Annotated in this window: 24 protein-coding genes and 1 tRNA gene; 11 read left to right on the top strand and 14 right to left on the bottom strand. The window is 50.6% G+C overall.

The window, feature by feature from the left end; all coding sequences use genetic code 11:
* Positions 1 to 49: 49 nt before the first annotated feature.
* Positions 50 to 1237, top strand: a complete 1188-nt coding sequence (hflX, locus tag DZK30_RS01790; RefSeq protein WP_118972367.1) for a GTPase HflX — start codon at positions 50 to 52, stop codon at positions 1235 to 1237.
* Positions 1238 to 1254: 17 nt separating this feature from the next.
* The gene (locus DZK30_RS01785; protein ID WP_118972366.1) at positions 1255 to 1578 is read left to right on the top strand and encodes a hypothetical protein; all 324 of its coding nucleotides are present in this window, start codon (positions 1255 to 1257) and stop codon (positions 1576 to 1578) included.
* A 5-nt stretch (positions 1579 to 1583) separates the two neighbouring features.
* Here the strand turns inward: DZK30_RS01785 and DZK30_RS01780 are convergent, their stop codons facing one another.
* Together DZK30_RS01780 and DZK30_RS01775 are read right to left on the bottom strand one after the other, a co-directional pair.
* Positions 1584 to 2342, bottom strand: a complete 759-nt coding sequence (locus DZK30_RS01780) for a tRNA pseudouridine synthase A (RefSeq protein ID WP_118972365.1) — start codon at positions 2340 to 2342, stop codon at positions 1584 to 1586.
* A gap of 9 nt (positions 2343 to 2351) precedes the next feature.
* Entirely contained in the window at positions 2352 to 2687 is a 336-nt protein-coding gene (locus DZK30_RS01775) for a DUF3817 domain-containing protein (RefSeq protein WP_118972364.1), read from the bottom strand.
* Positions 2688 to 2815: 128 nt separating this feature from the next.
* On the opposite strand from DZK30_RS01775, the gene DZK30_RS01770 reads away from it, so the two are divergent.
* Positions 2816 to 3442, top strand: a complete 627-nt coding sequence (locus DZK30_RS01770) for a hypothetical protein (RefSeq protein ID WP_118972363.1) — start codon at positions 2816 to 2818, stop codon at positions 3440 to 3442.
* Here DZK30_RS01770 and mgtE read toward each other — a convergent pair.
* Positions 3439 to 4824: a magnesium transporter gene (gene mgtE, locus DZK30_RS01765; RefSeq protein WP_118972362.1), complete on the bottom strand. Its 1386-nt coding sequence runs from the start codon at positions 4822 to 4824 to the stop codon at positions 3439 to 3441. The genes DZK30_RS01770 and mgtE overlap by 4 nt on opposite strands.
* A gap of 174 nt (positions 4825 to 4998) precedes the next feature.
* Here mgtE and DZK30_RS01760 point away from each other — a divergent pair, with 174 nt between their 5' ends.
* The 3 genes from DZK30_RS01760 (at position 4999) to DZK30_RS01750 (ending at position 8035) form a co-directional block, all read left to right on the top strand.
* Positions 4999 to 5439, top strand: a complete 441-nt coding sequence (locus DZK30_RS01760) for a hypothetical protein (RefSeq protein WP_118972361.1) — start codon at positions 4999 to 5001, stop codon at positions 5437 to 5439.
* An 84-nt stretch (positions 5440 to 5523) separates the two neighbouring features.
* Complete coding sequence (locus DZK30_RS01755) at positions 5524 to 6354, top strand: T9SS-dependent choice-of-anchor J family protein (RefSeq protein WP_118972360.1); 831 nt, start codon at positions 5524 to 5526, stop codon at positions 6352 to 6354.
* Between the two features lie 142 nt (positions 6355 to 6496).
* Positions 6497 to 8035 (top strand): acyl-CoA carboxylase subunit beta, encoded by a 1539-nt coding sequence (locus tag DZK30_RS01750; protein ID WP_118972359.1) that lies wholly within the window; start codon positions 6497 to 6499, stop codon positions 8033 to 8035.
* Positions 8036 to 8079: 44 nt separating this feature from the next.
* On the opposite strand, the gene DZK30_RS01745 is transcribed toward DZK30_RS01750, so the two are convergent.
* From DZK30_RS01745 to era, 5 genes are all read right to left on the bottom strand, one after another.
* On the bottom strand, positions 8080 to 9174 hold the full coding sequence (locus DZK30_RS01745; RefSeq protein WP_162902751.1) for a nucleotidyl transferase AbiEii/AbiGii toxin family protein: 1095 nt from the start codon (positions 9172 to 9174) through the stop codon (positions 8080 to 8082).
* A gap of 12 nt (positions 9175 to 9186) precedes the next feature.
* Complete coding sequence (locus DZK30_RS01740; RefSeq protein ID WP_118972357.1) at positions 9187 to 9789, bottom strand: hypothetical protein; 603 nt, start codon at positions 9787 to 9789, stop codon at positions 9187 to 9189.
* A 21-nt stretch (positions 9790 to 9810) separates the two neighbouring features.
* Positions 9811 to 10509, bottom strand: coding sequence for a hypothetical protein (locus DZK30_RS01735; protein ID WP_118972356.1), 699 nt, complete (start codon positions 10507 to 10509; stop codon positions 9811 to 9813).
* Between the two features lie 63 nt (positions 10510 to 10572).
* Entirely contained in the window at positions 10573 to 11490 is a 918-nt protein-coding gene (locus tag DZK30_RS01730; RefSeq protein ID WP_118972355.1) for a 1-aminocyclopropane-1-carboxylate deaminase/D-cysteine desulfhydrase, read from the bottom strand.
* The gene (gene era, locus DZK30_RS01725) at positions 11480 to 12361 is read right to left on the bottom strand and encodes a GTPase Era (protein WP_118972354.1); all 882 of its coding nucleotides are present in this window, start codon (positions 12359 to 12361) and stop codon (positions 11480 to 11482) included. The genes DZK30_RS01730 and era overlap by 11 nt, the downstream gene beginning before the upstream one ends.
* A gap of 92 nt (positions 12362 to 12453) precedes the next feature.
* On the opposite strand from era, the gene DZK30_RS01720 reads away from it, so the two are divergent.
* The 3 genes from DZK30_RS01720 (at position 12454) to DZK30_RS25605 (ending at position 13371) form a co-directional block, all read left to right on the top strand.
* Positions 12454 to 12525: transfer RNA gene (locus DZK30_RS01720), tRNA-Met, on the top strand.
* 150 nt (positions 12526 to 12675) lie between these two features.
* A complete protein-coding gene (locus DZK30_RS01715; protein ID WP_118972353.1) occupies positions 12676 to 12996 on the top strand; it encodes a class I lanthipeptide in 321 nt (106 codons plus the stop codon).
* Positions 12997 to 13182: 186 nt separating this feature from the next.
* Positions 13183 to 13371, top strand: a complete 189-nt coding sequence (locus tag DZK30_RS25605; protein WP_162902750.1) for a class I lanthipeptide — start codon at positions 13183 to 13185, stop codon at positions 13369 to 13371.
* A gap of 196 nt (positions 13372 to 13567) precedes the next feature.
* Here the strand turns inward: DZK30_RS25605 and DZK30_RS01705 are convergent, their stop codons facing one another.
* Positions 13568 to 15271 carry a glycosyl hydrolase family 28-related protein gene (locus DZK30_RS01705; RefSeq protein ID WP_118972351.1) on the bottom strand — a complete coding sequence of 568 codons (1704 nt, stop codon included), beginning with the start codon at positions 15269 to 15271 and terminating at the stop codon, positions 13568 to 13570.
* A gap of 255 nt (positions 15272 to 15526) precedes the next feature.
* Between DZK30_RS01705 and DZK30_RS01700 the strand changes: the two genes are divergently transcribed.
* A complete protein-coding gene (locus DZK30_RS01700; RefSeq protein WP_162902749.1) occupies positions 15527 to 17125 on the top strand; it encodes a T9SS type A sorting domain-containing protein in 1599 nt (532 codons plus the stop codon).
* Between the two features lie 136 nt (positions 17126 to 17261).
* Here DZK30_RS01700 and DZK30_RS01695 read toward each other — a convergent pair whose 3' ends face one another.
* The 5 genes from DZK30_RS01695 to DZK30_RS01675 form a co-directional block, all read right to left on the bottom strand.
* The gene (locus tag DZK30_RS01695; RefSeq protein ID WP_118972349.1) at positions 17262 to 17474 is read right to left on the bottom strand and encodes a hypothetical protein; all 213 of its coding nucleotides are present in this window, start codon (positions 17472 to 17474) and stop codon (positions 17262 to 17264) included.
* Positions 17475 to 17603: 129 nt separating this feature from the next.
* Positions 17604 to 17834, bottom strand: a complete 231-nt coding sequence (locus DZK30_RS01690; RefSeq protein ID WP_118972348.1) for a class I lanthipeptide — start codon at positions 17832 to 17834, stop codon at positions 17604 to 17606.
* 319 nt (positions 17835 to 18153) lie between these two features.
* Positions 18154 to 18333 carry a hypothetical protein gene (locus DZK30_RS01685; RefSeq protein ID WP_118972347.1) on the bottom strand — a complete coding sequence of 60 codons (180 nt, stop codon included), beginning with the start codon at positions 18331 to 18333 and terminating at the stop codon, positions 18154 to 18156.
* A 548-nt stretch (positions 18334 to 18881) separates the two neighbouring features.
* Positions 18882 to 19922 carry a hypothetical protein gene (locus DZK30_RS01680; protein ID WP_118972346.1) on the bottom strand — a complete coding sequence of 347 codons (1041 nt, stop codon included), beginning with the start codon at positions 19920 to 19922 and terminating at the stop codon, positions 18882 to 18884.
* Between the two features lie 84 nt (positions 19923 to 20006).
* A complete protein-coding gene (locus tag DZK30_RS01675) occupies positions 20007 to 20558 on the bottom strand; it encodes a hypothetical protein (RefSeq protein WP_118972345.1) in 552 nt (183 codons plus the stop codon).
* A gap of 333 nt (positions 20559 to 20891) precedes the next feature.
* Between DZK30_RS01675 and porW the strand changes: the two genes are divergently transcribed.
* Positions 20892 to 24245: a type IX secretion system periplasmic lipoprotein PorW/SprE gene (gene porW / locus DZK30_RS01670; RefSeq protein WP_162902748.1), complete on the top strand. Its 3354-nt coding sequence runs from the start codon at positions 20892 to 20894 to the stop codon at positions 24243 to 24245.
* Positions 24246 to 24275: the final 30 nt, after the last annotated feature.

The raw sequence follows: 24275 nt of genomic DNA, 5'->3' as shown, positions 1-24275 counted from the left end.
CCACGGCACATCGGTATATTTGCAGGCTTTTTTGTACTATAAGTAGCATATGATCGACAATAAAAATATTATCTCCAACGAGGAACGTGCCGTGCTGGTGGGCCTGATGCAGAAGAACAATACCGAAGCGCAGCTCATGGAGTATCTGGATGAGCTGGCTTTCCTGGCAGAAACCGCCGGGGCGACCGCCATCAAAAGTTTTTTTCAAAAATTACCACATCCCGACAGCCGCACCTTCGTAGGTAAAGGCAAGCTGGAAGAGATCAAGCAATACGCCATACGGCACAATGCCACGCTTATCATTTTTGACGATGAACTGACCGGGTCGCAGATCAGCAATATCGAAAAAGAAACGGGCATCAAGACCATCGACCGCTCCGACCTGATCCTGGATATTTTTGCCCGCAGGGCCAAAACGGCACAGGCCAAAACCCAGGTGGAGCTGGCCCAATATCAGTATATATTGCCCCGCCTGAAGGGTATGTGGAAACACCTGGAACGGCAGGGCGGCGGCATAGGCTCGCGTGGTCCCGGTGAGACCGAGATCGAAACAGACCGTCGTATCGTAAAAGATAAGATCACATTGTTGCGCAAGCGCCTGAGCGAGATCGACAAACAGTCTTCCACGCAAAGAAAGGAACGCGGCACCTTTATACGTGTGGCCCTTGTAGGCTATACCAATGTAGGCAAAAGCACGCTGATGCAGGTGCTGAGCAAATCGGAAGTATTTGCTGAAAACAAGCTTTTCGCCACCCTGGAAACCACCACCCGTAAAGTAGTGTTTGAACGTACGCCCTTCCTGCTCAGCGATACGGTAGGATTCATTCGCAAGCTGCCGCACCACCTGGTAGAAAGCTTCAAATCTACGCTCGATGAAGTACGCGAGGCCGATATTCTGCTGCATGTGGTTGATGTGTCGCACCCCCAATACGAAGACCAGATCGCAGTGGTGAACACCACCTTGCAGGATATCGGCGCTTTCGACAAGCCGATCCTGATGATCTTCAACAAAATGGATCAATACGAGTTGCGCACCTTCGACGAATGGCTCGACGACAGCGTAAAAAAAGACCTGTTGAAGCAATTACACCGGCGCTGGGACAATGAAACGCATGGCAATGCCATTTTTGTTTCTGCCACCGAGCGCTCCAACATCGACCTGTTGCGCGAGACCATACTGGAACGGGTGAAACGCCTTTATGAAGAGCGCTACCCCTTTCTCAACAGCTTCTATTAATCCGTGCTATTGTTGAGATGAATCACTTTATTGCTACCTGGAAAGGCGAAGAAGTAGGTATATTGAGCGATCCATGGAATGACATGTGGCGACTGGAAGGCCAGTGGACATTTAAAAATTCACCACAAGCCGTCATCATGCAACAGTTGCTACAGGAAAAGGACGCTATGCAACGCCTTGAAGACCCTACCTTAACCATCAACCTGGTACTCACCAACGCAGAGGATTGCACTTTCAAAAAATATGCTTTGGCCATGATCCTTGAAGAGGAAAGGCTTGTATTGAGGGAAGTAGTGAGCGCAGAAGGACTGGCACGTTTTTTTTCCGGCCATGGCCATTGACTGAGCTATCGTAAGGACACTTCCTGCAAATAACCTTCAGGATAATTGACCGCCTCCAGGTACAACCCATGCCCGGCTACGCTGAAATCGGCCAGTGTACAGTCCTGCGCTTCGATAATACGGCGGAAATCCTCCGGGCTATGCCTGCCGCGGGCCACCTGCAGCTGCGTACCTACCAATCCACGCACCATCCCCCTCAGGAACCGGTTGGCTTCCACTACATAATGCAGCTCTTCGCCGGCGGTTTCCCAATAGGATTGAAAGATCGTGCACAGGAAAGTATGCGTTTGGGTATTGCGTTTGGAAAAGGTCTCGAAATTGCGGTATGCCATCAGCATCTGAGCGGTATGGTTCAGCACCTCCCGGTCAATAGCAAAAGGATAATACAATGCCCGGTGGTGGCGGAAAGGATCTTTACGCGTATAGATACGGTAACGGTAACGCCGGCTCACCGCATCGAAGCGGGCATTGGCCTCTGGCTTTTCGCTGGTATACACAGCATGAACCGCCATGCTGAACGGCAAAATGGCATTGAGCTTATAACGAAACTGGGGATGCAGCGCCTCTGCTTCGTCAAAATGATAAAAATTGCTGAGTGCATGCACGCCCTCATCGGTACGGCTGGCGCCGAAGGTCTCTACAGGCCTACGCAGCAAGGTAGACAAGGCCTTATTGAGCGTACCCTGAACGGTAAGCAGATCGCCTTGTACCTGTGAACCATGAAAGGCCGTGCCTTCATAGCCTACTTCCAGGAAATAACGCATGAAACAGGTTTAAGAAAGCTTTGCTTTAGCCAATCCCGCCTTAGTCGCGGCTTCACGCTTTAATTTCTTCTCAACGACAAAAGGGGCAAATGGCAGCAGGGAAGCAAAGAAGACCAGTGCTGCCCGGCCAAAGGACCACTTATACCGGGCCCAGCAGGCGATAAGAAAAGTACCATAAAGCACAAACAACAAGCCATGCACCCAGCCGGCATAGAGGCTGAAGTCGACCGCCCAGGGCAGCTTGAGCCCATATTTGAGCGGCATGGCCACGCCAAGGAGCAACAGGTAAGATATCCCTTCGAGCAGGGCGATAAAGCAAAAACGGTTCAACAATCGGTTATCCATAAGCCTGAAAAATTGGGGCAAAGGTACTACCCATTTCGCTATTGACCGGGATGCTTTCGGCGAATAATCGGCAGACACAATAAGGCACAGCCGCAAATACTATCTTTGGCCTGTAAACAAAAGACAATATGACTATACTGGAACAGCTGGCTTCCGCCGCGGGCCAACGGGTGCAGGATCTGAACATAGCCCTGGCGCAGCAGATCGCTGCAACAAAGGACAAAAAAGCCGTACAGGAGCTAATTGCCGGCCTGGAGCACAAAACAAAAGCACTGCGGCACGATTGCATCAAGACAATCTATGAGGTCGCCGCGCTGCAGCCTGGCCTGGCGAGCCCTTATGTACAGGTATTCCTGGCCTTGCTGGACAGTAAAGATAACCGGCTGCAATGGGGCGCCATGACGACGCTTTCGGCTATTGCTGCTCAAGTACCTGCCGGGCTGTACCAGGCCTTACCGCGCCTGGTAGCCATAGCCGATGCCGGCTCGGTGATCACGCGCGACCACCTTGTACGAATATTGGTGAGCCTTGCCGGTATCCCGGCCTACGCCTCCGATGCCGTACCGCTGCTGCTGGAGCAGCTGCTCCAGGCGCCGGTCAACCAGGTACCCGCTTATGCCGAACAGGCGATGCCCGTAATCCCGCCTACAGACAAAGAAAAGTTCAGGCAGGTGCTGCACACGCGCCTGAACGATATCGAACAGGAAAGCAAAAGAAAACGCATCGAAAAGGTGCTGAAAAAGCTGAAACCCTAAAGGAGCGTGCCGCTCAGGAAGAGCACCGCACAAATAAAGTAGATCAGGAGTCCTGTCACATCAACCAGGGTCGCGACAAAGGGCGCGGAGGATGTGGCAGGGTCGGCCCCAAGCCGCTTCAGTAATATCGGTAGCATAGAACCGCTCAGCGATCCCCACAGCACCACAAAGATGAGCGATACACTAATGGTGCCGGCGATCAGCAGCCAGTGTTCGCCATAGATATTGGGCGCGATCAGGTGCCAGATAAAGATACGGAGGAAGCCTACCAGGGCCAGGCAAACGCCCAGCATAAAGCCGGAGATGATCTCCCGGCGCATAACCCGCCACCAATCCCGGATGGTGACCTCACCCAGGGCCATAGCCTGGATAATAAGCGTAGAGGCCTGCGAGCCGCTGTTGCCGCCGCAGGAAATAATAAGGGGAATAAACAGGGCCAGCACCGTGGCTTTATGGATCTGGTCTTCAAAAAAGCCCATGGCTGTGGCCGTCAGCATTTCGCCTACCATCAGGATAGCCAGCCAGCCTACCCTCTTTTTTACCAACTCAAAAATGGAAGTATCAAGATAAGGCTCGTCCAGGGCTTCTGTACCACCGATCTTCTGGATATCTTCGGTGTACTCTTCCTTCGCCAGCCACAGGATATCATCGACCGTAACAATACCCAGCAGGATATTATCGTGATCCACGACCGGGAGCGCCACGCGGTTGTTCATACGGAACACCTCAATAGCCTCCTCCTGCGGATCATAAGCATTAAGTGCAATGAGACGGTCGTCAGTAAGATCGCTTACCATCGCTTCGGGCGAGGCCAGCAGCACTTTTCTTATACGAAGATCGTCCAGCAGCACGCCTTTATCATCGATCACATAGATCACATCGATCGTTTCGGAGTTGACACCGTAACGGCGGATGTGCTCCAACACCCGCGCCACGTTCCAGTGTTTTTTCACGGCAACATAATCGGGGGTCATCAGGCGGCCTACACTGTCTTCTTCATAACCCAGCAGCGCCAGGGCCTCTTTACGGTCTTCGGCGGGCAGCAGGATAATCAACTTTTTTACCACATCGCCATGCAGCTCGCTGAAAAAAGAGGTACGGTCGTCGGGCGGCAGCTCGTTGATCAACTCTGTGATCTTAGTACCCGACAGCTTCTTTATGATACGCTCCTGAACAGGAAAATCCAATATACGAAACACATGGACCGATCGGCTCAAGGGTAGCATTTCGATGAACCGCGGCCCATGCTCGGGTAGCTCATCGACAAGGTCCTTGACTTCCGAAATATTCAGCTCTTCCAGCAGATGGTTGAGCGCCTGATCGTCGTTACGCTCGATCAGCAGTTCGGTTTCTTCGATAATGGTTTCGATATTCCTTTCCATAATAGAGGAGCAGTCTGTATTTGCTGGTAAATATTAAATTTTGCGCAAAAGTCGGGTATTTTTCCCGGCAATGAAAATTAAGTTTAGCCGCCGGATTTTTTCATTTTTCTCTTCTAAGAACCGGCCGGCCGGCAACGTCTTTTATTGTAACGAGCCCCTTTTAAATCTGTCCTCATGAAGATTCCCCTTTTGGCCCAAACAGCACAGGCATGCGCTAAATATATGGCGATCGCCGGATTCCTGGTCCTGATGCTTTCAAGCACTGGTTGCCGGAAACAGGAGCAGGAAGCGACCTGCGACTGCGATCAGCTACGCACCGGCTTGCGTGCAGGCGACCATACTTCTGTTGCCCTGGAGATCCTTCACCTCACGACAGACTTACAACCTGTGCCGACCGCTAACGATGCGTACGGCCAACACGATAACCTGTTCCTGCTGGCCGACCGGATGAGCCGGCAATGCGGCTTCCGGGCCACCGTGCTGCACTACAACGGCATCGAAACACTCCCACCGCAATCGGAGATCAGGGTCGCCGACGGCCCGTCCTTTTATAAGATACTCGATATCGGCTACGACGACCAGCATAAGCTGAACCTGCAAGGCATGCACGAGTAGCCGGATGACACTACTGCAGGCGCCGGAAGGAATGATCTCCTCACCGGGGAAACAACACGTCCTATAACCAATAAACAATCTCTTATGTACAAGAAGCTACCTGCGGCGGCACTATGCACCGCCCTTCTCCTGCTTACCGCACAGAGCAAAGCCCAGATCGCCCTGCCCTATTTCAGCGGATTCGATAACGACGCCCAGAAAAATGGATGGCAACAATTCAGGAAAGGCGTTGCTTCCTCTTATCAGTGGAACTACACGGCAACCGCCGCCTTTTCGGCACCCAACTGCCTCGCACACAACTACCCTGTGGGCGGCACCGATACGACCAACGACTGGTTTGTATCCCCACCGTTTAACCTGAGCACCGGCGGCAAGCTCGATTCGCTACGCTATGCCTTCAGCGGCTTTGGCGTGCCTGGCGCCGGCGATACGATTGCAGTGTATTTATTAAAAGGCAGTCCCGATCCTGCTGTGGCAGCCGCCCGTACACTTCTGTACGATTTCAGGGGCGAGCACTACAGCAGTGATAACGTCTGGCGCAATCTCACTTCGATCAGCTTGCCACCTACAAGCAGCGTTTGCTATATCGCGGTCCAGTACAGAACTGTAGCCAACTGGCTCGACACGCGGTTCGACAACGTCAGGATCAGCGGTAATACTCCCATCAGTATTCCCTCAACGGGAAAGCAGGCTCCTTTCGCGTCTCTATACCCCAACCCAGTGGGCGATAAGCTGATGATAAAAACTGATGCTGCCTTTACCCAAATGGCGTTCTACGATATTCGCGGCAGGCAGATAGCCACAATACCTTTCCGGAAGGAGACCGACCTGTCGTCATTCGCACCGGGAACATATATTGTCGTTTGCAGGGCAGAAGCCGGCGCCGTATGGCAGCGTACTTTTCTGAAAAAATAGCTGCTGTTCTATGCCATCAGCAAAGCGCTGCGCCTCCCCGGCGCGGCGCTTTGTTCGTGCACACCATCTGCGCTATCGCTCCCAACGATCTTATTTCCTGTTCATTTTGTATCTTGCCCCGTTTTTTACACAAAACAATACAATGGACAAACTGCATATACTCAAGGAAAAGACAGCACAGGCCCAGCTGGGTGGCGGGCAGAAGCGGATCGACAGCCAACACAGCAAAGGCAAGCTCACCGCCAGGGAAAGGGTTCAGCTACTGATGGATGAAGGCTCGTTTGAAGAGATCGGCATGCTGGTTACACATCGCAGCCGCGACTTCGGGATGGAAAAGGAACAGTATTTGGGCGATGGTGTTGTTACCGGCTACGGTACGGTAAATGGCCGCCTGGTCTATGTGTTTTCTCAGGACTTCACCGTATTTGGCGGCAGCCTCTCCGAAACACATGCCGAAAAGATATGCAAGATCATGGACCTTGCCATGCAGAACGGTGCCCCCGTGATAGGGCTTAATGACAGTGGCGGCGCCCGTATACAAGAGGGCGTGGTATCGCTGGGCGGCTATGCCGATATCTTTTACCGCAATGTACAGGCCAGCGGCGTAATCCCGCAGCTGAGCGCGATAATGGGACCCTGCGCCGGCGGCGCGGTGTATTCTCCCGCGATCACCGACTTCATCTTAATGGTGGAGCACAGCTCTTATATGTTCGTGACCGGCCCCAATGTGGTGAAGACGGTAACCCACGAAACCGTAACCAGCGAAGAGCTGGGTGGCGCACAAACGCATGCCCAGAAATCGGGCGTGACACATTTTGCCTGCGAAAATGAAGTGGCTTGTATCGAGCATGTAAAACAGCTGCTGAGCTATATGCCTCAGAACTGTGAAGAAGATGCACCGGTGTATCCCTACGAAGCCGGCAACGAAAGCCGCCCGGCGCTGAACAACGTTATACCCGAAAACCCCAACCAGCCCTACGACATCAAAGAAGTGATCGACCAGGTAGCCGATAGCGACAGTTTTCTTGAAGTGCATAAAGATTATGCCGAGAATATTGTGGTGGGTTTTGCACGGCTGGCAGGGCGCAGCATCGGCATTGTAGCCAATCAACCTGCTGCTATGGCCGGTGTGCTGGATATTAATTCTTCCAAAAAAGGCGCGCGCTTTGTTCGCTTCTGTGATGCTTTCAATATTCCCTTGCTGGTACTAGTCGATGTTCCGGGATTCCTGCCGGGCACCGACCAGGAATGGAACGGCATCATTACCAATGGCGCCAAACTGCTGTTTGCATTGAGCGAAGCCACCGTACCAAAAGTAACCGTCATCACCCGCAAGGCTTACGGCGGCGCTTACGACGTAATGAACTCCAAGCACATCGGCGCCGATCTGAACTACGCCTGGCCTACGGCGGAGATCGCGGTTATGGGCGCCAAAGGCGCGGCGGAGATCATCTTTAAAAAGGAGATCGCCGAAGCTGCGGATCATGATGCGAAGTGGAAAGAAAAGGAAATGGAATACACCGAAAAATTTGCTAATCCTTACGGCGCTGCGGCCCGTGGCTTTATCGACGAAGTAATCGTACCCGACACTACGAGAGAAAAGCTCATCCGCGGATTCCGCATGCTGGAAAACAAGGTGGCGCGTATGCCCCGCAAAAAGCACGACAACATACCTTTGTAATTTTTAGGGGTTAAATAAAAAAAAAGCCGTTTAGCGGCTTTTTTTTATTTATTGAACAAGCGATACCAGAAACGCCAGAAAACACGTGAACGTTCCGATCTACGCGATACCGGGGATGGCTCTTCCTCCGGCTCGATATAGTATGTTTCGGGATGTGTATAAGGGTAAGGCTCTTCCTTTGTCTGCTGCTGCTCGTCTATATCTGTATTGGTCCTGGTTTTCCCCCTGCGTAACTGCGCCGGTGGTAAATGCTGCAGCAGCGTTTCATTCCAACCGGCCTGTGCAAAAGCCTTCGTCAATTGCGACAGGAATTCAGGCAATGTAACCGGCAATGCGCCGGCATCTGTTATGAGCGAGGCATGATCTGCAGACAGTAAAGGCGCCCGGCTATCACTATAGCCTTCGTGCCGCCAGTGCTCCCAGGTCTTCTGCAAGCTGCCCGGCGGGCACAATGAAGCCACATTGCCGGAAAACAAGGCGCCCAGGCGACGGATATCGACCTTATCCGCAGCACATTCATTTACTAAAGCCTGCAGGCTTTGTTGCAAAGTTTCCCGATTCCAGGAAGGATGCTGCAGCAGATGGATCAGGTCCAGCAGGTCTTTAAACCGTAACCGTACTAGGGTCTGGTGTATTTTCCAGGATACCTGCAGGCTCAACGGCGCGGTAAAAGGCAGTACAAAGGGCTCGCCTCTTAACGGTGTATACAACATCGGGACCGGCGGAGCATCAATATCCAGGTTAAAGGATATATCCAGGTTCAGGTATTGCAGTTGCTCACCATCTACCGTACAGGACAGGTCTGTATTCACGGTCGGAAAATCGTCGTCCATCGCATAGTCGATCAATCTCCAGAAACGGTTTTCTGTAAAGCTTGTATAGACTACGCCGTCATCTGCTTCGGACTCTGTTACGGCAATGGCCCAATTATCGAATAGCGTTTCGGCCACTTCCACATCCTGCAAAGGTTCCAGACAAACCCAATCCAGGTCTGCCGGGATACGCTCGCCGGGATGGGTATAGTATTGCCTGGTCACATAGCTGCCCTTCAGCATAAAAGGCATATTGAGCGCGGCCGCTCTCCTCAGGAAAGCTTCATAGGCCAGCATTTCCGGTAATCTCGATTCTGGAATGTTCATGAGAGAAAAAATTCAGAGCGACAACCAGCCCTTATCCAGCGCAAGGTTATCGTCGTACACACAATATTCCGATTGCTCCTTAAAAAGCGTCCAGGCACCTGCCTCCAGTTCGCTTTTCAGCACATCCAACCGCGTCGAAAAGTGCTGCTCATCGCCATATTCCCGCAGCGTTATGAAACGGGTTTCGGCCTCCTGTCGTAAAGCATTGCGCGACAAATGCACGGCAAACCGGGCACACAGCAAATGTAAAGCCGCTACCTCACGGTAAGCTATGCGGCCATGCCATTCATAGTAAGGTTGAAAATCCGCCGTTTCAGGCAAGGTCGCCCTGCAGGCACAGGCGGCAGGTACTTCCATCTTCAAGCGGCAAACGCTATAACCTGCAACTTCCAGCAAAGCCGCATTGGCCCGCATTTGCCTAAGGGCTTCCTGTATCGACAGACAGCTAACTACTTTGCTGAACATGGGTTGGCTGGAGGTTTGCCCCCTGGCCAGCTCGATCAGTAGCGGCTTAGCGGCATTACGGGCGCAAAAATCCAGGAAAGCCTGTTCCTCACCCTGTTCCAGACCGCGTAGCGTCAGGTGCAGCTCGTAAGGAATAGCATCGGCGATCATAAGGCAAACGTAAACAAGCGGCTAATAAATGGTAACGTATCCTTTGTCAAACTCCTCCTTATTCTTCAGAAGCTTGAACTTAAAAAGGCCGGTGGCCTGGAAGTTACGTTTGTCCAGGATCACGATCTTATCGTTGATCCGCGGGACCTTTAACACGACCCTGTCCTGCTGATCGTAGAAGATGAGCGAGTAGTTTTCTTTCAAGGCATCCTGTATTTCAATATTGATATTCCCGGTGAACGGATTGGTGAATACATATTGCGATTTAGGATAGGAAACTGTATTGAGGTTGTTCATTGCCGCCGTATTGCCCGACTGGCTGATCAGCTTTTGCAGCGAATCGCTGGGAGGCAGTGGTTTGCGGTTGGCTATAGCGCTGCTATCCACAATTACTTTTCCCAGGCTGCTTTTCCACTCCATATCGGAGCTAAACAGGATAATGAGCCGGTACCAGTTCTTACCTACAGCAGGATGTGCATCGACAAAGCTTTGCACGCCTTTTTTGAGATTGGCAACGTAGCCAAGGGTGACAAAATTATAATTGCTGTCGGCCGACCGTTGTACGGCAATGGATTTCAGTCCGCTTTCGTAGGGGTTATTCCAGCTGAGCACAGAAATACCGCCCTGGGTAACAACGGAGATAGCTGGCAGATCGGGCTGGGCATGAAGACTAAAACTTAAAGAGAATAAAAGGAATATAAAAACAACGGATCTTTTCATACTATTCATGCCTCAAACTTACGTCAATAATGTGAAAATACCGGAAGGCCTTACTGTGAAAATTTAGCTATCGGCAGGCCCGTAGCATAAGTGCCGGGCGATGGAACGGTTACCCTGCAACCCGCCGGTATGGATAGCGATCACGTGACTGCCGGGGGGCAGACTTCCGGCCTCAATCATTTCAAAAATACCGCACATCATTTTGCCCGTATAAACAAAATCGAGTGGAATACGGTGTCGTTCGTAAAAATCGTTCATAAACGAGAGCAAGGCTTCTGTATGCCGCCCGAAACCGCCAAAATGATAGGCATCGCAAAGCGACCAGTTGTTTTGCGTGGAGGGTATGCGATCTTTCAGTATGGCTTCCAGGTAAGCGCCGCCTTTCATCACGGGGAATCCGAGCATAGCTATCCTTGCATCAAGCGTAGCACGTATTCCGGCGAAAGTAGTGCCGGTCCCTATAGCCACAGCGATATGTGTACTATCGGCCGGCAGATAGCGGGTAATCGATCCGGCGCCTTTTGTCCCGGCCTCGTTATTACCCCCTTCAGGAATGATCCACGTTTGCGGATAACGGCTGCGCAGGATATCCAGGAATCGAGGGCTTTCTTTCTCATTATACTCCTCCCTGCTGAGAAAAACCAGCTCCATGCCCAGTGCGGCGCATTCCTGCAAAGTGCCGGTAAGCGCCTCCCGGGCATGCAGCCCTCTCACCATGCCTATACTTTCCCATCCGAGGTGGTGCGCAGCAGCGGCAGTGGCCAATAAATGATTGGAATAAGCGCCACCAAAGGTCAACAGACGCATAGCGCCGGCTTCCCTGGCGGCATTCAGGTTTTCTTCCAGCTTAAACCATTTATTGCCGGAGACCCTGGGATGCAACTCATCGAGTCGCAGTATGCCCAGCCTTATACCGGCATGCCTGAGCCGTTCATCATCGGGATAATCGATCCGTAGCTGCTCCTGCAGCTTAATAGCCATATTCTTTCAGGTAGTTATCATTCTCCCGCCATTTGGGCCTTACCTTGATAAAAAGCTCCAGGTATACTTTTTTGTCCAGGAAAGCCTCTATGCTTTCCCGCGCCTGGGTTCCCAGCTTTTTGATCATGGCGCCGCCCTGTCCCAGCAGGATCATCTTCTGGGTTTCGCGGGTGGCAATAATATCGGCGCGGATCTTGGTCACATGCGGGAGTTCTTCATAGGTCTGCACCAACACAGCAGTATGGTAGGGTATCTCCTGCTCGTAGAGTGCGTATATCTTTTCACGGATCATTTCTGAAACAAAGAAACGCATCGGCCTGTCGGAGATATCCTCATCGGGATAGAAGGCCGGCGCCTCGGGCAGCAGCTTCAGTATTGCGGGAACAATCTTTTTGGTATTGATTTTTTTCAGTGCAGAGATCAGCATCGTTTTCTCCGGCCTGATCCGTTCTTCAAATGCTTTGACCATTGTTGCCTGCTGTTCCTTATCGGTCACCAGGTCAACTTTATTCAGCAGCAGGATCTTGGGCGTCTTGAGCGCCAGCGCGTCGATAAGGGTGGCAAACTCCCCGGGATCGTCGGTAATATCTGTCATCAGCAGAGCCACATCCGCATCCTCCACCGCGCTGCGTACCTGCTGCATCATCCGGTTGTGCAACTTGTATTGCGGATCGATAATGCCAGGCGTGTCGGAAAAAATGATCTGGTAATTTTCTTCTGTGAGAATGCCCAATATACGGTGCCGGGTGGTTTGCACTTTGGGCGAAACGATCGCCAGGCGCTCTCCCAGCAAAGCATTCATTAGTGTTGACTTACCTGCATTGGGCGGACCGAAAATATTGACAAAACCGGCTTTGTGCGCTGTTTCCATAAGAGAGCAAAGGTAAACAATCCGGGCGCTTTCATTTTTTTTCTAAAAAAATTTTGCTGTTTCAACTAAAGGTTATAATTTCGCACCCTCATCGCGAGGTAGAGCAGCGGTAGCTCGTCGGGCTCATAACCCGAAGGTCCTAGGTTCGATCCCTAGCCTCGCTACAAAAACGCCCGGTTTTCCGGGCGTTTTTCTTTTATCCGAATCGCTGCTTTTGGCGACGCCACGGATCGGACAAAGGCCACTCCGGTATACTGCATTTTTGCTGCAGTGCTAATAGGGAACTTCGTAGTTCACTAAAGAAATCAGATCTTATGAAAAAGAAAAGCCTCAACCTGGGCCGGAAGCTCATGCTGCAAAAGCAAACAATCACTGCACTGGATAGCGGCAAGCAGAACCATATTGCCGGTGGCGCTACCATCACAGGCAATTGCTGCTTAACGGAGACTTGCCCGGCCAATAGTAATCCCTGTGGCTGCATTCAGACTATCGGATGCCCTACCTTACGGGGATGCCCGTTGACCGCCAATTGCCAACCTTCCATCAACATTTGCCCGGCTACCAATGGCTGCGGCGGAACAGACACCTCGCCTAACTGTTGTGTGGCCAATACCGCTACTCCGGCCTGCCATTAACCTTATTTATCCTATTCATATTAAAAAAGCCACCTAACTCAAGGTGGCTTTTTATGCTTGATGCAAACCTTTAGGCAGACGATATACGCATGTCACACCTTGTTGATAGCCATTCGGCAGATCATGTTATTTTCCGATCAGGGTACAGTTAGTTTTACGTCATTGTTCGCTATTAAATATTTCTATATGAAAAAGAAAAGCATTCAATTTGAAAAAAAGCTGGCATTAGGCAAGCAAGAAATCGCGCAATTATCTGATCGGGCAAGGGGGCGCGTAATTGGCGGGGCTACGGATTCCTGCAGAAGCTGTATCACAATTTGTTATGCCAGCCAATGCTGTATGTCCATCAATAATAACTGCTGGCCTACAGGTTAACACCAAAAAGAGGCTGTCTCCTACATTTGACAACGCAAACATAGGAGACAGCCTCTTCTTTTATCTGCCGCTTTTGACCTCGCCACGGATTGGGTAGAACTTCAGTTACCAATGGCAGGCTAATCCTGGGATGGTACTAACAGAACCCGCAAGATTTTGTCTTTCCGACGGAGCCATATTATTGCCATAGTTTTACTTAGGTTGTCGCCAGCAGATAATAAGTATTTCCCGAAATAACGATCGGTATCTTCACCGTAGAGGACGTACAAACCGAGCTTATGGGCGTATGGCCAGTCCCCAATGCAATTTGGTCGGTGATTATATTGTTTGCTGTTATTCCGGCTGCTGACAAATGAATATTAAATGAAATCGAGGCCGCGCTGTTAACACCGTTGACAGATAAGTTGCCTGTAGTTTCGGTCTGGATTGTAATCTGGGTATTTGTTCCGCCTTTGAAGGGCAATATAGGGAGATATACTTGGTCAAGGGTCATACTAGGGTATCCACCGCCTTGGCCCGTAAACGTTATGTCACCTCGACTATCTGATGAAATTGATATCTGAGCATGTGTTCCGCCTTTGAAAGGTAGCGCTGGAAGATACACATGATCAAGCGTCATACTAGGGTATCCACCGCCTTGGGCTGTAAACGTTATATTACCTTGACTGTCTGCTGAAGTGGATATCTTGGTATCGGTACCTTGGCTTAGAAAGTTCTTCAGATTCCGCATAAGCTGATTGGTGAAAAGGCCGCTGCTCTCCTTATGACCTGTTCCATAGGATTTGCCGGCAATATTTACCTGGTTAGGATTTACAGTACTCTGCTCTTCATTAACGAACAGCGAATTGCCATTGCCCGATGCAAAATTCAGCAGAGAGGTTCTTACACCCACACCTACTCTGACCTCGCTGGCATTCCGGTTCAGTTCTGCATAATCCGTAGCAATGTTGCAGCCCATCGCGCTATCTACATTTATACCAAAACGTGAATTATAGGAGAAGTCGCCGCCGGTAACACGAATACCTTCTGGCGTACGGCTGGGCAAACCTTCAGGGTTTCCCTCATCATTTTCGGAAATAAAAAGACCGTCAAAGTCGGAAATAAATCCGGCAATCTTTGTCAGATCGACATTGTACCCTGGTGTACCGTTCCACCTGGCGACCACATTGCTGAGCTGGATTGAATTTGCTCCTGTTCCCAGGCAAATGCCATGCTCACCGGAGTAATCGAAATAACAATTTTCAATAGAGCTGTAGTAGGCGCCATGATCTTCTGCAGCATTCTGATGGAAAAACAAGTTGGATTTTTTGAAATGAGAAACATAGACATTGTTCATAATAATCCTCCTTTCCGCTTCAATACCATAACCTAAAGCCCCGTCGGCCGCATCCCAGGATTTGGCCTTAATCGCCAGGTTATCAAGCGATATTTCGTAATCCATGTTCATATTAGTCATTGCAGGCTGTGAAGCGCTAAGGCCGGAAAACAACAGGGTTGAGCTGCCCATTGCGGCTCCGGAAATAGCTTTTGTCAGCGGAATCGTCTGCTTGATCAGGTAGCTTCCTTCGGGAACGAAAATATTGGCCAATGAAAGTGCGCTGAGAAAAGGAGTGGTATCATCAGTAACGCCATCTCCTTTGGCACCAAACCATCGTACGTTAATCGTTCCCGAATACAAACGTTTCCATCTGCCGGGATTGACAATGGTAGTGGGGTCTGCGGGATCAAGATAGCACGCGATCACAGTACCTTTATTGTCGGCTTCAGTAGATGTATTATCCCAGTAAAAGTCACCATCGCCCCCGTCACCGGGTGCATAATATCCCAAAAGCCGGCTATAATCATCAGGCGAGGCCCCCGTAGTGGTGCTTAAATGAGCAATCGTTTTAAATACTTGCATAAAAGTTTTTTTAGGTTTACAAATTTTTGTTACATCTATTCAGTCGATGTAATGCAAGCTACGATGTGTTTACGCCAGGATGCGGCGTTTCATTTGGTTTCTTAATATCTCCTCTACAGACGTGGTCCAATGTCGCGCCAAGTCCCGCTACACACCGGCAAATAAATTTTCAGCTTTACTTCTAAGAACCGCACCGGAATGCCCGTCTCTCTATTAAGTACTACAATTTTCGACTCAAAAATCCCATCCTCCTCTATGAAATACAAACTCCTGCTGCTACTGCTTTCTATTCCCGTACTGACCACCGCACAATCACTTTCGCTTGACTCCGGCTTTGGCGACAATGGCGCCGCTACTACCCAAAACACCAGCTGGGGCCAGGAAGCCTATAACATGATCCGTCAACCGGACGGCAAGCTACTGGTCGTCGGTGTTGAATATACAAAGGGCAACGTCCCCTATACTTACCACTCCCTCATCAGCCGCTTCCTGCCCAATGGCCAGCCAGACAACAGCTTTGGTGTTAATGGCAGTGTACGGATCGAGACCGGCAACAAGAATAGCGCACAGGCATTAAGCCTTCAGGCCGACGGCAAGATCGTGATCGCCGGTGACGAAACCATTATCCATGAGTATGGCAATCCGCCATCTGCCGAAATTATTTCCAAGCCTTTTATCGCCAGGCTTCTTCCCAACGGTGCACTGGACAATAGTTTCGGCACTAATGGCATTCACGGGCTTGATGTGCTGGATACTTATTTCTCCAACAAAGAGCTTGCAACCATTGCTGTTCAACCCGATGGCAAGATCGTTGCCGGTGGTACCGGCGTCGCTGTTGCAGAGGCTAAAATGTATCTGGTCCGGCTTCATACCGATGGTACTTACGATAATAGTTTCGGCACTTCCGGGCTGGGGCAATACACCATAGAAAACGGCAAAAATGCGGCGCTGTGGGATATGGCCATACAAAGCGACAACAGAATAATACTGGCAGGCGCTACCGGAAGCGCCAACCTGCCATCAGCAGAAGATATGAGCTTTGCCCTGGCAAGGATCAATACCGATGGTACACCGGATATTTCGTTTGGTACGCAAGGTTCGGTAAGCACACGATTGACTACGGACTACGCACTCGAAATCGTCGACGTCGCGTACAGGGTAATCTTATCGCCGGATGGTAAAATATGTGTGGCAGGCGCTGCCGGATCCCGGCTGGGCATGGCGCGCTATCTCGCCAACGGCACACCCGATCCCACTTTCGGACAAAACGGAAAGATTGTACACCCCCAGCATCCTGCGGGAGAAGGTCTGGTATGGCGCGATGGCAAACTATATACCTGCTCATCGGTAACGGTTGCCGACTATACAACCGATATCAGCATCTCGGCATTCAATGCCGATGGCAGCACCGACAATAGCTTTGCCCCCAATGGCAAAATGACCACCCATATTTTCCAGAACAATTATGCCCACACCCTGCTGGCACAGCCGGATGGCAAGCTGCTAACTGCAGGCGCTTTCAGCGACGAGGATCGCAAAGGCGGCTTCCTGCTGACGCGTTTCCGCTCCGCCGGCGCCAACGGTATTTCCGGAACAAAAGGCGGACAACTATCGTTATCGCTGTATCCCAATCCTGCCAGCGACCTGCTGATCCTCAGCTGCAGCAATGCCGGCTCCTCCTTACAAGGCGACATTGCTATCATCAGCGCTTCGGGACAATCGGTTTATGCCGCTAAGCTTACAGGCAGCCGCACCACGATACCGGTAAGTCAGCTGGCAGCAGGCGTTTATGGGCTTCGCGTCAGCACAGGCACGGGAATACAAACCCTGAGCTTTGTAAAGAAATCTTTTTAGACCCCCACCCTTCTATACAGCAGAACGCCCGGTCAGCGCCGGGCGTTCTGTATTAAAGCTTCAAAAGGATATACACGGGGAATGCTCCCGATGCCTTATCCACCACAAAGCTTACCTGTGGGACTTGTTTGAGCCCTTAGTTTGTGGGCCAGTGTGTACAAACCGTATTGTCTTTTGCTTTGTTGAGTGTCGGCCAATGGGTATCCACCGTGGTGTTACCGCCGGATCCGCCGGATTCTTCACCACCGAATACCCTGCGCTGACTGTCGGTGTTTATACCCAGCGCTGTAATGTTTTGCTTCTGCAGGATCAGGCGCGGTTTCTTTGATCCCATCCGTTTCTTGTTCATAAGTAGTGGTGTTTTGCTTCTACTCAAAGATAGGAATGTTTACAGGATTGCGTCAGGTACTGCCATTGTGCTTTAGACAAATCGCTGTCGCAACAGACCGCAGCGGACAATAGCATTCAAAAAAAACGATCAGCCGGGATAGCATTCCGGATAGGTGAACGGACAGCAATGCGTATTCTTAGCCACAACCGAGGCATTGCAGCAGATTGGCGTGGTATAGGGCGCGGTGATACAGGCCGAAGGATCGGCAGTAGGGCCGGCTCCGCCAGCAAGCCCGAGTTGCGCGTTATCTTCCAGCGGGCTGATCTGCTGCTTGCTCAACAGCAGTTTTTTCGTAAGGGGCAAATGTCTCCTTTTCATATGTTCGGTTTAAAATGTACTCTCAAAATTAAAAAATGTCACTGCAGCAATCATGCAGTCGGAGCAGCTCGTATAGCCGTAAAAAAAGAGGAAAGGGAGCCTGGAAAGGCCCCCACAAAACATGGTTGCGAAAGAAACGTGGTGAGCCCACATCGTCTTCCATTAAACTTATTCTATTCAAAAATAGTCTTGTATACTAATACTTTTATTCTTTTTCTACCAAGGGCGGCAACGATTATACCGGCCGGCCGGTTTTAACGACAATGCTTCCCGGCGACAATACCGGAAGCAAAAAAGAACAATAAAAATCCCTGGAGGCTTACCGGGCGGTTGAATCCGGTGGAACAGGATTCGTATCTGCTATAGGCGGCTGTACCGGTACCGAGCTTTGCGTATCGGTAGCACTCATTGAACTACCCTCGGGATTGCCCTCTTTACCTTCACAGGAATAAAGTGCAACAGAAGCCATCAGGATGGTGGTGTACAATAGCTTGTTCATAAAGTCTGGCTTTACCTGTAAAACAAGCAAAGGGCGACAAAGTTCACCGGGAACAATACTCCCACAATCCGGGCTTCACCGGATAAGAGAAAATTGCCCGGGTGTGGCCACACCCTTGACCGGCAATAGTGCTGTTCGATGGAAGACAAAGGCATCATGGTGGGACTGCCTTTTATGGTTGTGGTCGAACCAACAGGTATTGTTGCGGCGGCAATTTTTATATGTAATAACGGGGCCTCATTTGTTACACAAAGATAGCCCGGGCATACGCCAGGGGAAGGCGCAGGGCTAAAAAAACAGGGCATGTTTTTTAAAATGACTATCCGGATATAGGAAGCAGGACACAATTTGCTCCTAAATAACGGTTGCTGAGCTTGTCGAAGCACCATCTTTGTCCTTTCGACACGCTCAAGGACCGCTTTTGTTTCCTATATCCGGAATACTCAGATTTTTTAATTTAAAAAAGAGGCGATGATATCTTCTGCCCTGCGCCGTTACCGGATCCTGATTATTCCCGCAGGATGCATTGCTGCAGCGGGTTGGAACATTCATAGTTTTACCTGGCGGATCACCCGCTTCAGGTTCAACTCGAGAATATCGCCCATATTGCGGCAACGGAGATAGTGCGGATCTGCATAGTGCTCAGCCAGGCCCTGGCGCAACTCGGCGATCTTTTCAGGCGGGGATACCTGGTCCTGCTGCAATACATCTCTCAGGTCGGTAATGCGATGCCGTTCGCTGCGCAGCCGGTGTACAATAGAAGATGATTCTTCCTGCTGGTATTGGATAAAGGTCTTTTCGGTAAGATGGTCGATCCCCAGCTTCACAAAGGGGTAATTCTCCTTGAAAAACTGCGGCAGATATACTTTTTTATTGCCTTCATAGAATTGCTGATCAAAGTCGATACAGCGGATGCGGAACTGGAAATCATCGAAATCGGGCGTGATCTGCATCACGAAGTTATAGGCCCTCATATCACCCAGGAGCGTGATAAAGCAACGTTCATTAAACTTGACAAACTCTTTTGCGATACGCTTGGGATTGTATTCCGGATGCCCGAGATAATTTTTCACAAAGAGATCGCCGGGAATACCCGGGATATGCTCTTCCACCAATGTTGTGTTATCGACCAGGTAATTGAGCTGGTTGGGCGACAGCAGGTGCTCCACTTCCATACCATAGATACGCGAAGCGTCGCCGACCTTGATGTAAAAATAATCGTACACATCATTGAGCCGGTTGACGATCCGCACCCTGAACGGATGCGTATTGCCAAAGGTGCAAAAATCGATGCGGTCGATATACTTATGCTCGACAATGCGCAGGTTGCCCGATGCTTTCAGCATGGCGTAGACCTTCTTCAGGCCGCTGTGCAGCCTTTCGATCTCGCTAGGGGGATAAATGGGGCATTCCCATAGGGTATCCTTGCCTTTTTTATCCATGAGCGGAACAGCCTCCCTGAACTGGCGCAGGTCCGTATAAGAAACAGGCAACCTGGCCTCACGCTGATAGTGCTTCAGGTATTTATACAAAGGGTCATTGATAGGATAGACCGGCTTTTTGCGGGATATTTTTACATCTTCTGCCATAACATGGGCACATCGCCGGTATGAAAATAAGAAAGGAGCATCACTTATGACGCTCCTTTTCTTTAAAAATATCGTAATGATAGCCTACAGGTCCTGGTTGTACAAGCTTTCGTCGGTGCTACGCTTGATACCGTAGAACTGGAAAGTCTTCCGGCGATATCCTTTTTTATAATAGGCATCGGTATCACCTTCTTCGGGCACAGTAACCCAGTCGCGGGTCTTAGGCACATACCAACGGTATACCGCAACACGGTTGTCTCCGCGACGGATGGGCGCATAGAACTGGATGTGCTTTTCTTTATAGCCCATTTTCAGCAGCTGGTCGTCGGTATACTCATCTTCGGCGACACTGATAATATCTTTAGTAGTGGGGTTGAACCAGCGATAAACGGCAATGCGGTTTGGCCCGGGTTCCCTGTATGCGTAAAAGACAAGCGTCTTGTTATTGTATTTCCAATTGAGCAACTGGCCTTCCTGGTATTCACCTTCGGCCACTGTCACGTAATTTCTATCAACTTGGCTGAACCAGCGATAAACGGGGACCATTTCATCGCTATCTTGTGCCTGTGCAGTGGTTTGGTTTCCCAGGAACATGCCCGCTACAAGCGCAGACACAAATAATAATTTTTTGTTCATAGTTAAATGCTATTTTTACGAAATCGCTACCAAAATACATAAAAATTTTTCGGACTTGCAATAGTTTGGAAAATTTTTTTTTTGAGAGCCGATTTCTGACCCGTTGGTACATTTTTCTGACAGGTTTCTTTTTTATCCTCACAAATAATATTTTAGCCAAAAATCAGTTATTCATTGTAATATCGTGCTTAAAGGAAAGGAAATTTGAAACGGGTTATTAATTTTTTATCAGGGTTATTTGTATTATTAATAATATTGGTAAGTCACCTGCCGGCCTTCTCCCAATCCAGGGCCGACAGCCTTAAAGCTGCGCAAAAGAGACAAACGGATAGCATGCAAGCTGTCCGTAAACAGCGGAGCGACAGCCTGAACTTCATTCGCAATTACCGGCAAAGCAAACACTACCAGGACAGTGTCGAAAATGCCCGGCTCAAACGTGTAACTCAGCAAAAAGAGGCACAAAAAGCCACATCGGAGGCGCAGATCGCAGAACGCAAAAGAATAGCGGATAGCATTATGAACTATCGCCGCCAGCATAGCGATAGCGTACGGCTTCACAACGACAGCATACGGCAAGCACAGCAGCGGGAGCTGGAACGGGTAAAGCTTGAGCGGAAACGGATAAGCGACAGCCTGACGGCGCTGCGGGTTTATAAGGAAAGTAAACACTATAAAGATAGCGTCACCAATGCCCGCGAAACCAGGAAAGCGGCACAAATAGCTGCCCGGAAGCATACCTCGGATAGTCTAAGAACCATTACCAAAACACGGACCGATAGCCTCACAGCGATCAGGAAAGCATTTAGCGATAGCTTGAAAACGGCTATGGCCTCAGCTAAAGCCGTACGAACGCAGCAGCTGGACAGCCTTAAAGCAGTAAGGGCAGCCAGGGCCGACAGCCTTTCAAAAGTACGGGAGGCCAGGACTGCGCTGCGAAAACAGAAAGCGGAAGAAAAAGAAAAGACCAAGGAAGACAAGAAAAAGCTTGCCCTGGAAATCAAGATCAAGAAAAAGCAGGACAAGTATACCAATGAGGACATGCGGAAAAAGAAATGGACCCTACCGCGAAAGGTGGTTCAGAATACTTTCACGCGGTATAACTATTACTTTAACGCCAACAAGAAGATGGAAGAGGCCATCGGCAATATGGTCCGATCGCATACCGACAACTTCGACAGCCTCATTGCACTCTTTCCGTTCAACCCCGACAGGGATTCGACCAAGCTATTGTCGGATATGGATACCATTATCCGCAAGGCCTCAGTGGGCATACAGATCCATGATCCGCGCGCCAAATGGCAGGACGATCTCTACCTGCTTGTAGGACAAGCCTATTACTATAAGGGCGATTATCAGAACGCCGGCGCTGCATTCAAGCAGGTCGTAAGCCAGGCCGAGATCGCAAAAAAAGAAGAAGCCAAAAGAAAGGGAACAACCAAGCAGGACAAAAACAAACCCACCAACTATAGCGAACCGGAAAAAACAGGCCTGGCCGGAGCGCTGGAGCACAAGCCAGCCAAGAACGATGCCATGCTCTGGCTTTCACGTACCCTCACCCAGGCGGGCAAGGAGGGGCAGGCCCAGACCCTGCTCGACATGCTGCGTAACGATGCGCTATTCCCCGAACGGCTCAAAGGCAAACTAGCCCTGGAGCAAGCGTTTATAGACCTCAACCGTAGCGATATCGCCGGGGCCTCTCAGCATCTCGCTATAGTATCGGCAGACAAGGAATTGCCAAGGTGGTTGCGCCTGCGCGCCAATTATCTCAATGGGCAGATCATGCAGCAGCAGCTGCACTATATCGAATCGGACCAATATTTCAAAGAGGTGCTGCAGCTGAAGCCCGACCTGGAAATGGAATTCTATGCCCGTAAAAATATCGTCTCCAACAGCATCAACTACGGAAGTAATACTATGAATACTGCCGATATGCTGGACAAAATGGCTTCCGACGAAAAGTTCCGACCCTATTACGACCAGATCTACTATGCCATGGGCAAGGCGGCGCAAAAAAACAAGCAGAACGATAAAGCATTGGAACATTTCCGTAAAAGCGCGAGGATAGGCCAGAGCAATAAAAAGCAAAAGGGCTTGTCCTATGCGGCCCTGGGCGACGAATACTATGCCCGTAGCGACTACAACAATGCCAAGCGCTCCTACGACAGCGCGTCGATGTTCCTCACCCCGGCCCAGGACCCGGTATACAGCCTGGCCCGGCAAAGGGCTGCGGCGCTGGATCGCGTAGCGATACCCGGCACCGAAGTAAAAGAACAGGATAGCCTGATACGCCTGGCGGCTATGAGCGAAAAAGAACAGCGCAACGTGATCCGCGATTATATCCGCGACCTGGAACGCAAAATGCGGGACAGCGCTTTCCGTGCGGCCAACGGCAATACGGGAGCCATGGCCGGCAACAACATGATGAACAACCAGGGCAACCAGGCCTGGTACTTTGCCAACCCCAACCTGATGCGGCAGGGGGAGAATGATTTCAAGCAAAAATGGGGCAATCGCACGCTGAAAGATAACTGGCGCCGGAGCAGCGCCTCCAGCGATTTTGCCTCCGAAGACAATGGCCAGCAGGAATCGGAAACCAGCAATCTGCCCGATGAGGATAGTCTTTATGCAGCGATCCCACATAGTCCCGAAGCGCTCAAAAAGGCTAACGAACGTGTGAAAGAAGGCTTATTCGGCCTGGGTAAAGCCTACTATACCTACCTGGAGGACTATGGCAAGGCTACGGCAACCTTCGATACACTTGATCGCCGCTTCCCGGCGCACAACCACCAGGCCGAAGTGCTGTATACCCGCTACCTGATGAGCCTGCGTCTGAACCAGCCTTCTGTGGCCGCCCAATACAATGCCCAGCTGCAAAGCAAATTCCCGGATTCGGAATGGGCCAGGCTGCTTAAGGGCGTCAGCGCTGCACAGGAGGAGCCCGATCCTTTTGCACATGTCAGCAACCTACCCAAAGAAAACCTTTCCAATTTCTACGACGAAACGTACGGACTGCTGATCCAGCGCCAATATACCGATGTATTAAGGAGGGTGAAGGAGGCCGATGACGAATACAAGAACCAGGGCAGCTTCCGCAAGAAATTTGACCTGATGAAAGCCATCGCTACCGCAGGCACAGGCAACTATCCCGAGGCAGATACGCTGCTGAAACAGTTTGTATCGGCCAACCCGCTGGACTCCCTTACCAACTGGGCCAATGCCGTACTGGAATACATTCATAAAAACCCGCAATCCGGCGGCATGAACAACCTCCAGCCCGGCAGCAGCAACAAACCGGATACCAGCGGCCTCACAGGTGGCAGCCTGCAATACGACTATAAACCGGGAACGCCGCATTATGTGATCTTCTCGGCCCAGCAGGATGCCCGGTTCTCGGGCTTCCGTTCCGGTCTATCGGACTACAACCTGATGAAACAGGGCAACGAGCATATCACCGTTACCATGTCGACGCTCGATGCAGGCCGGGCGCTTATCGTATGCAAAGAGTTTCCCAATGCGGCAGCGGCCAAAAAATACATAAGTGAGATCCGGGGCGTCAATCTCCTTTTCAGAGAATACAAACCGGCCGACTATGACCTGCTGCTGATCTCTGCCGATAATTTCCCCAGGCTTTTCCTCAAGAAAGATTATACTGTCTACAAGGCATTCTACAACAAAAACTACAAATAGGATAAGGCTGCCTTGCCGGCAAAACAGCAT

Source organism: Taibaiella koreensis, assembly GCF_003545715.1.
In the GTDB taxonomy this organism is placed as follows: domain Bacteria; phylum Bacteroidota; class Bacteroidia; order Chitinophagales; family Chitinophagaceae; genus Taibaiella; species Taibaiella koreensis.
The sequence above is the reverse complement of the archived record's forward strand: the minus strand, read 5'-3'. Positions and strand labels throughout refer to the sequence as shown.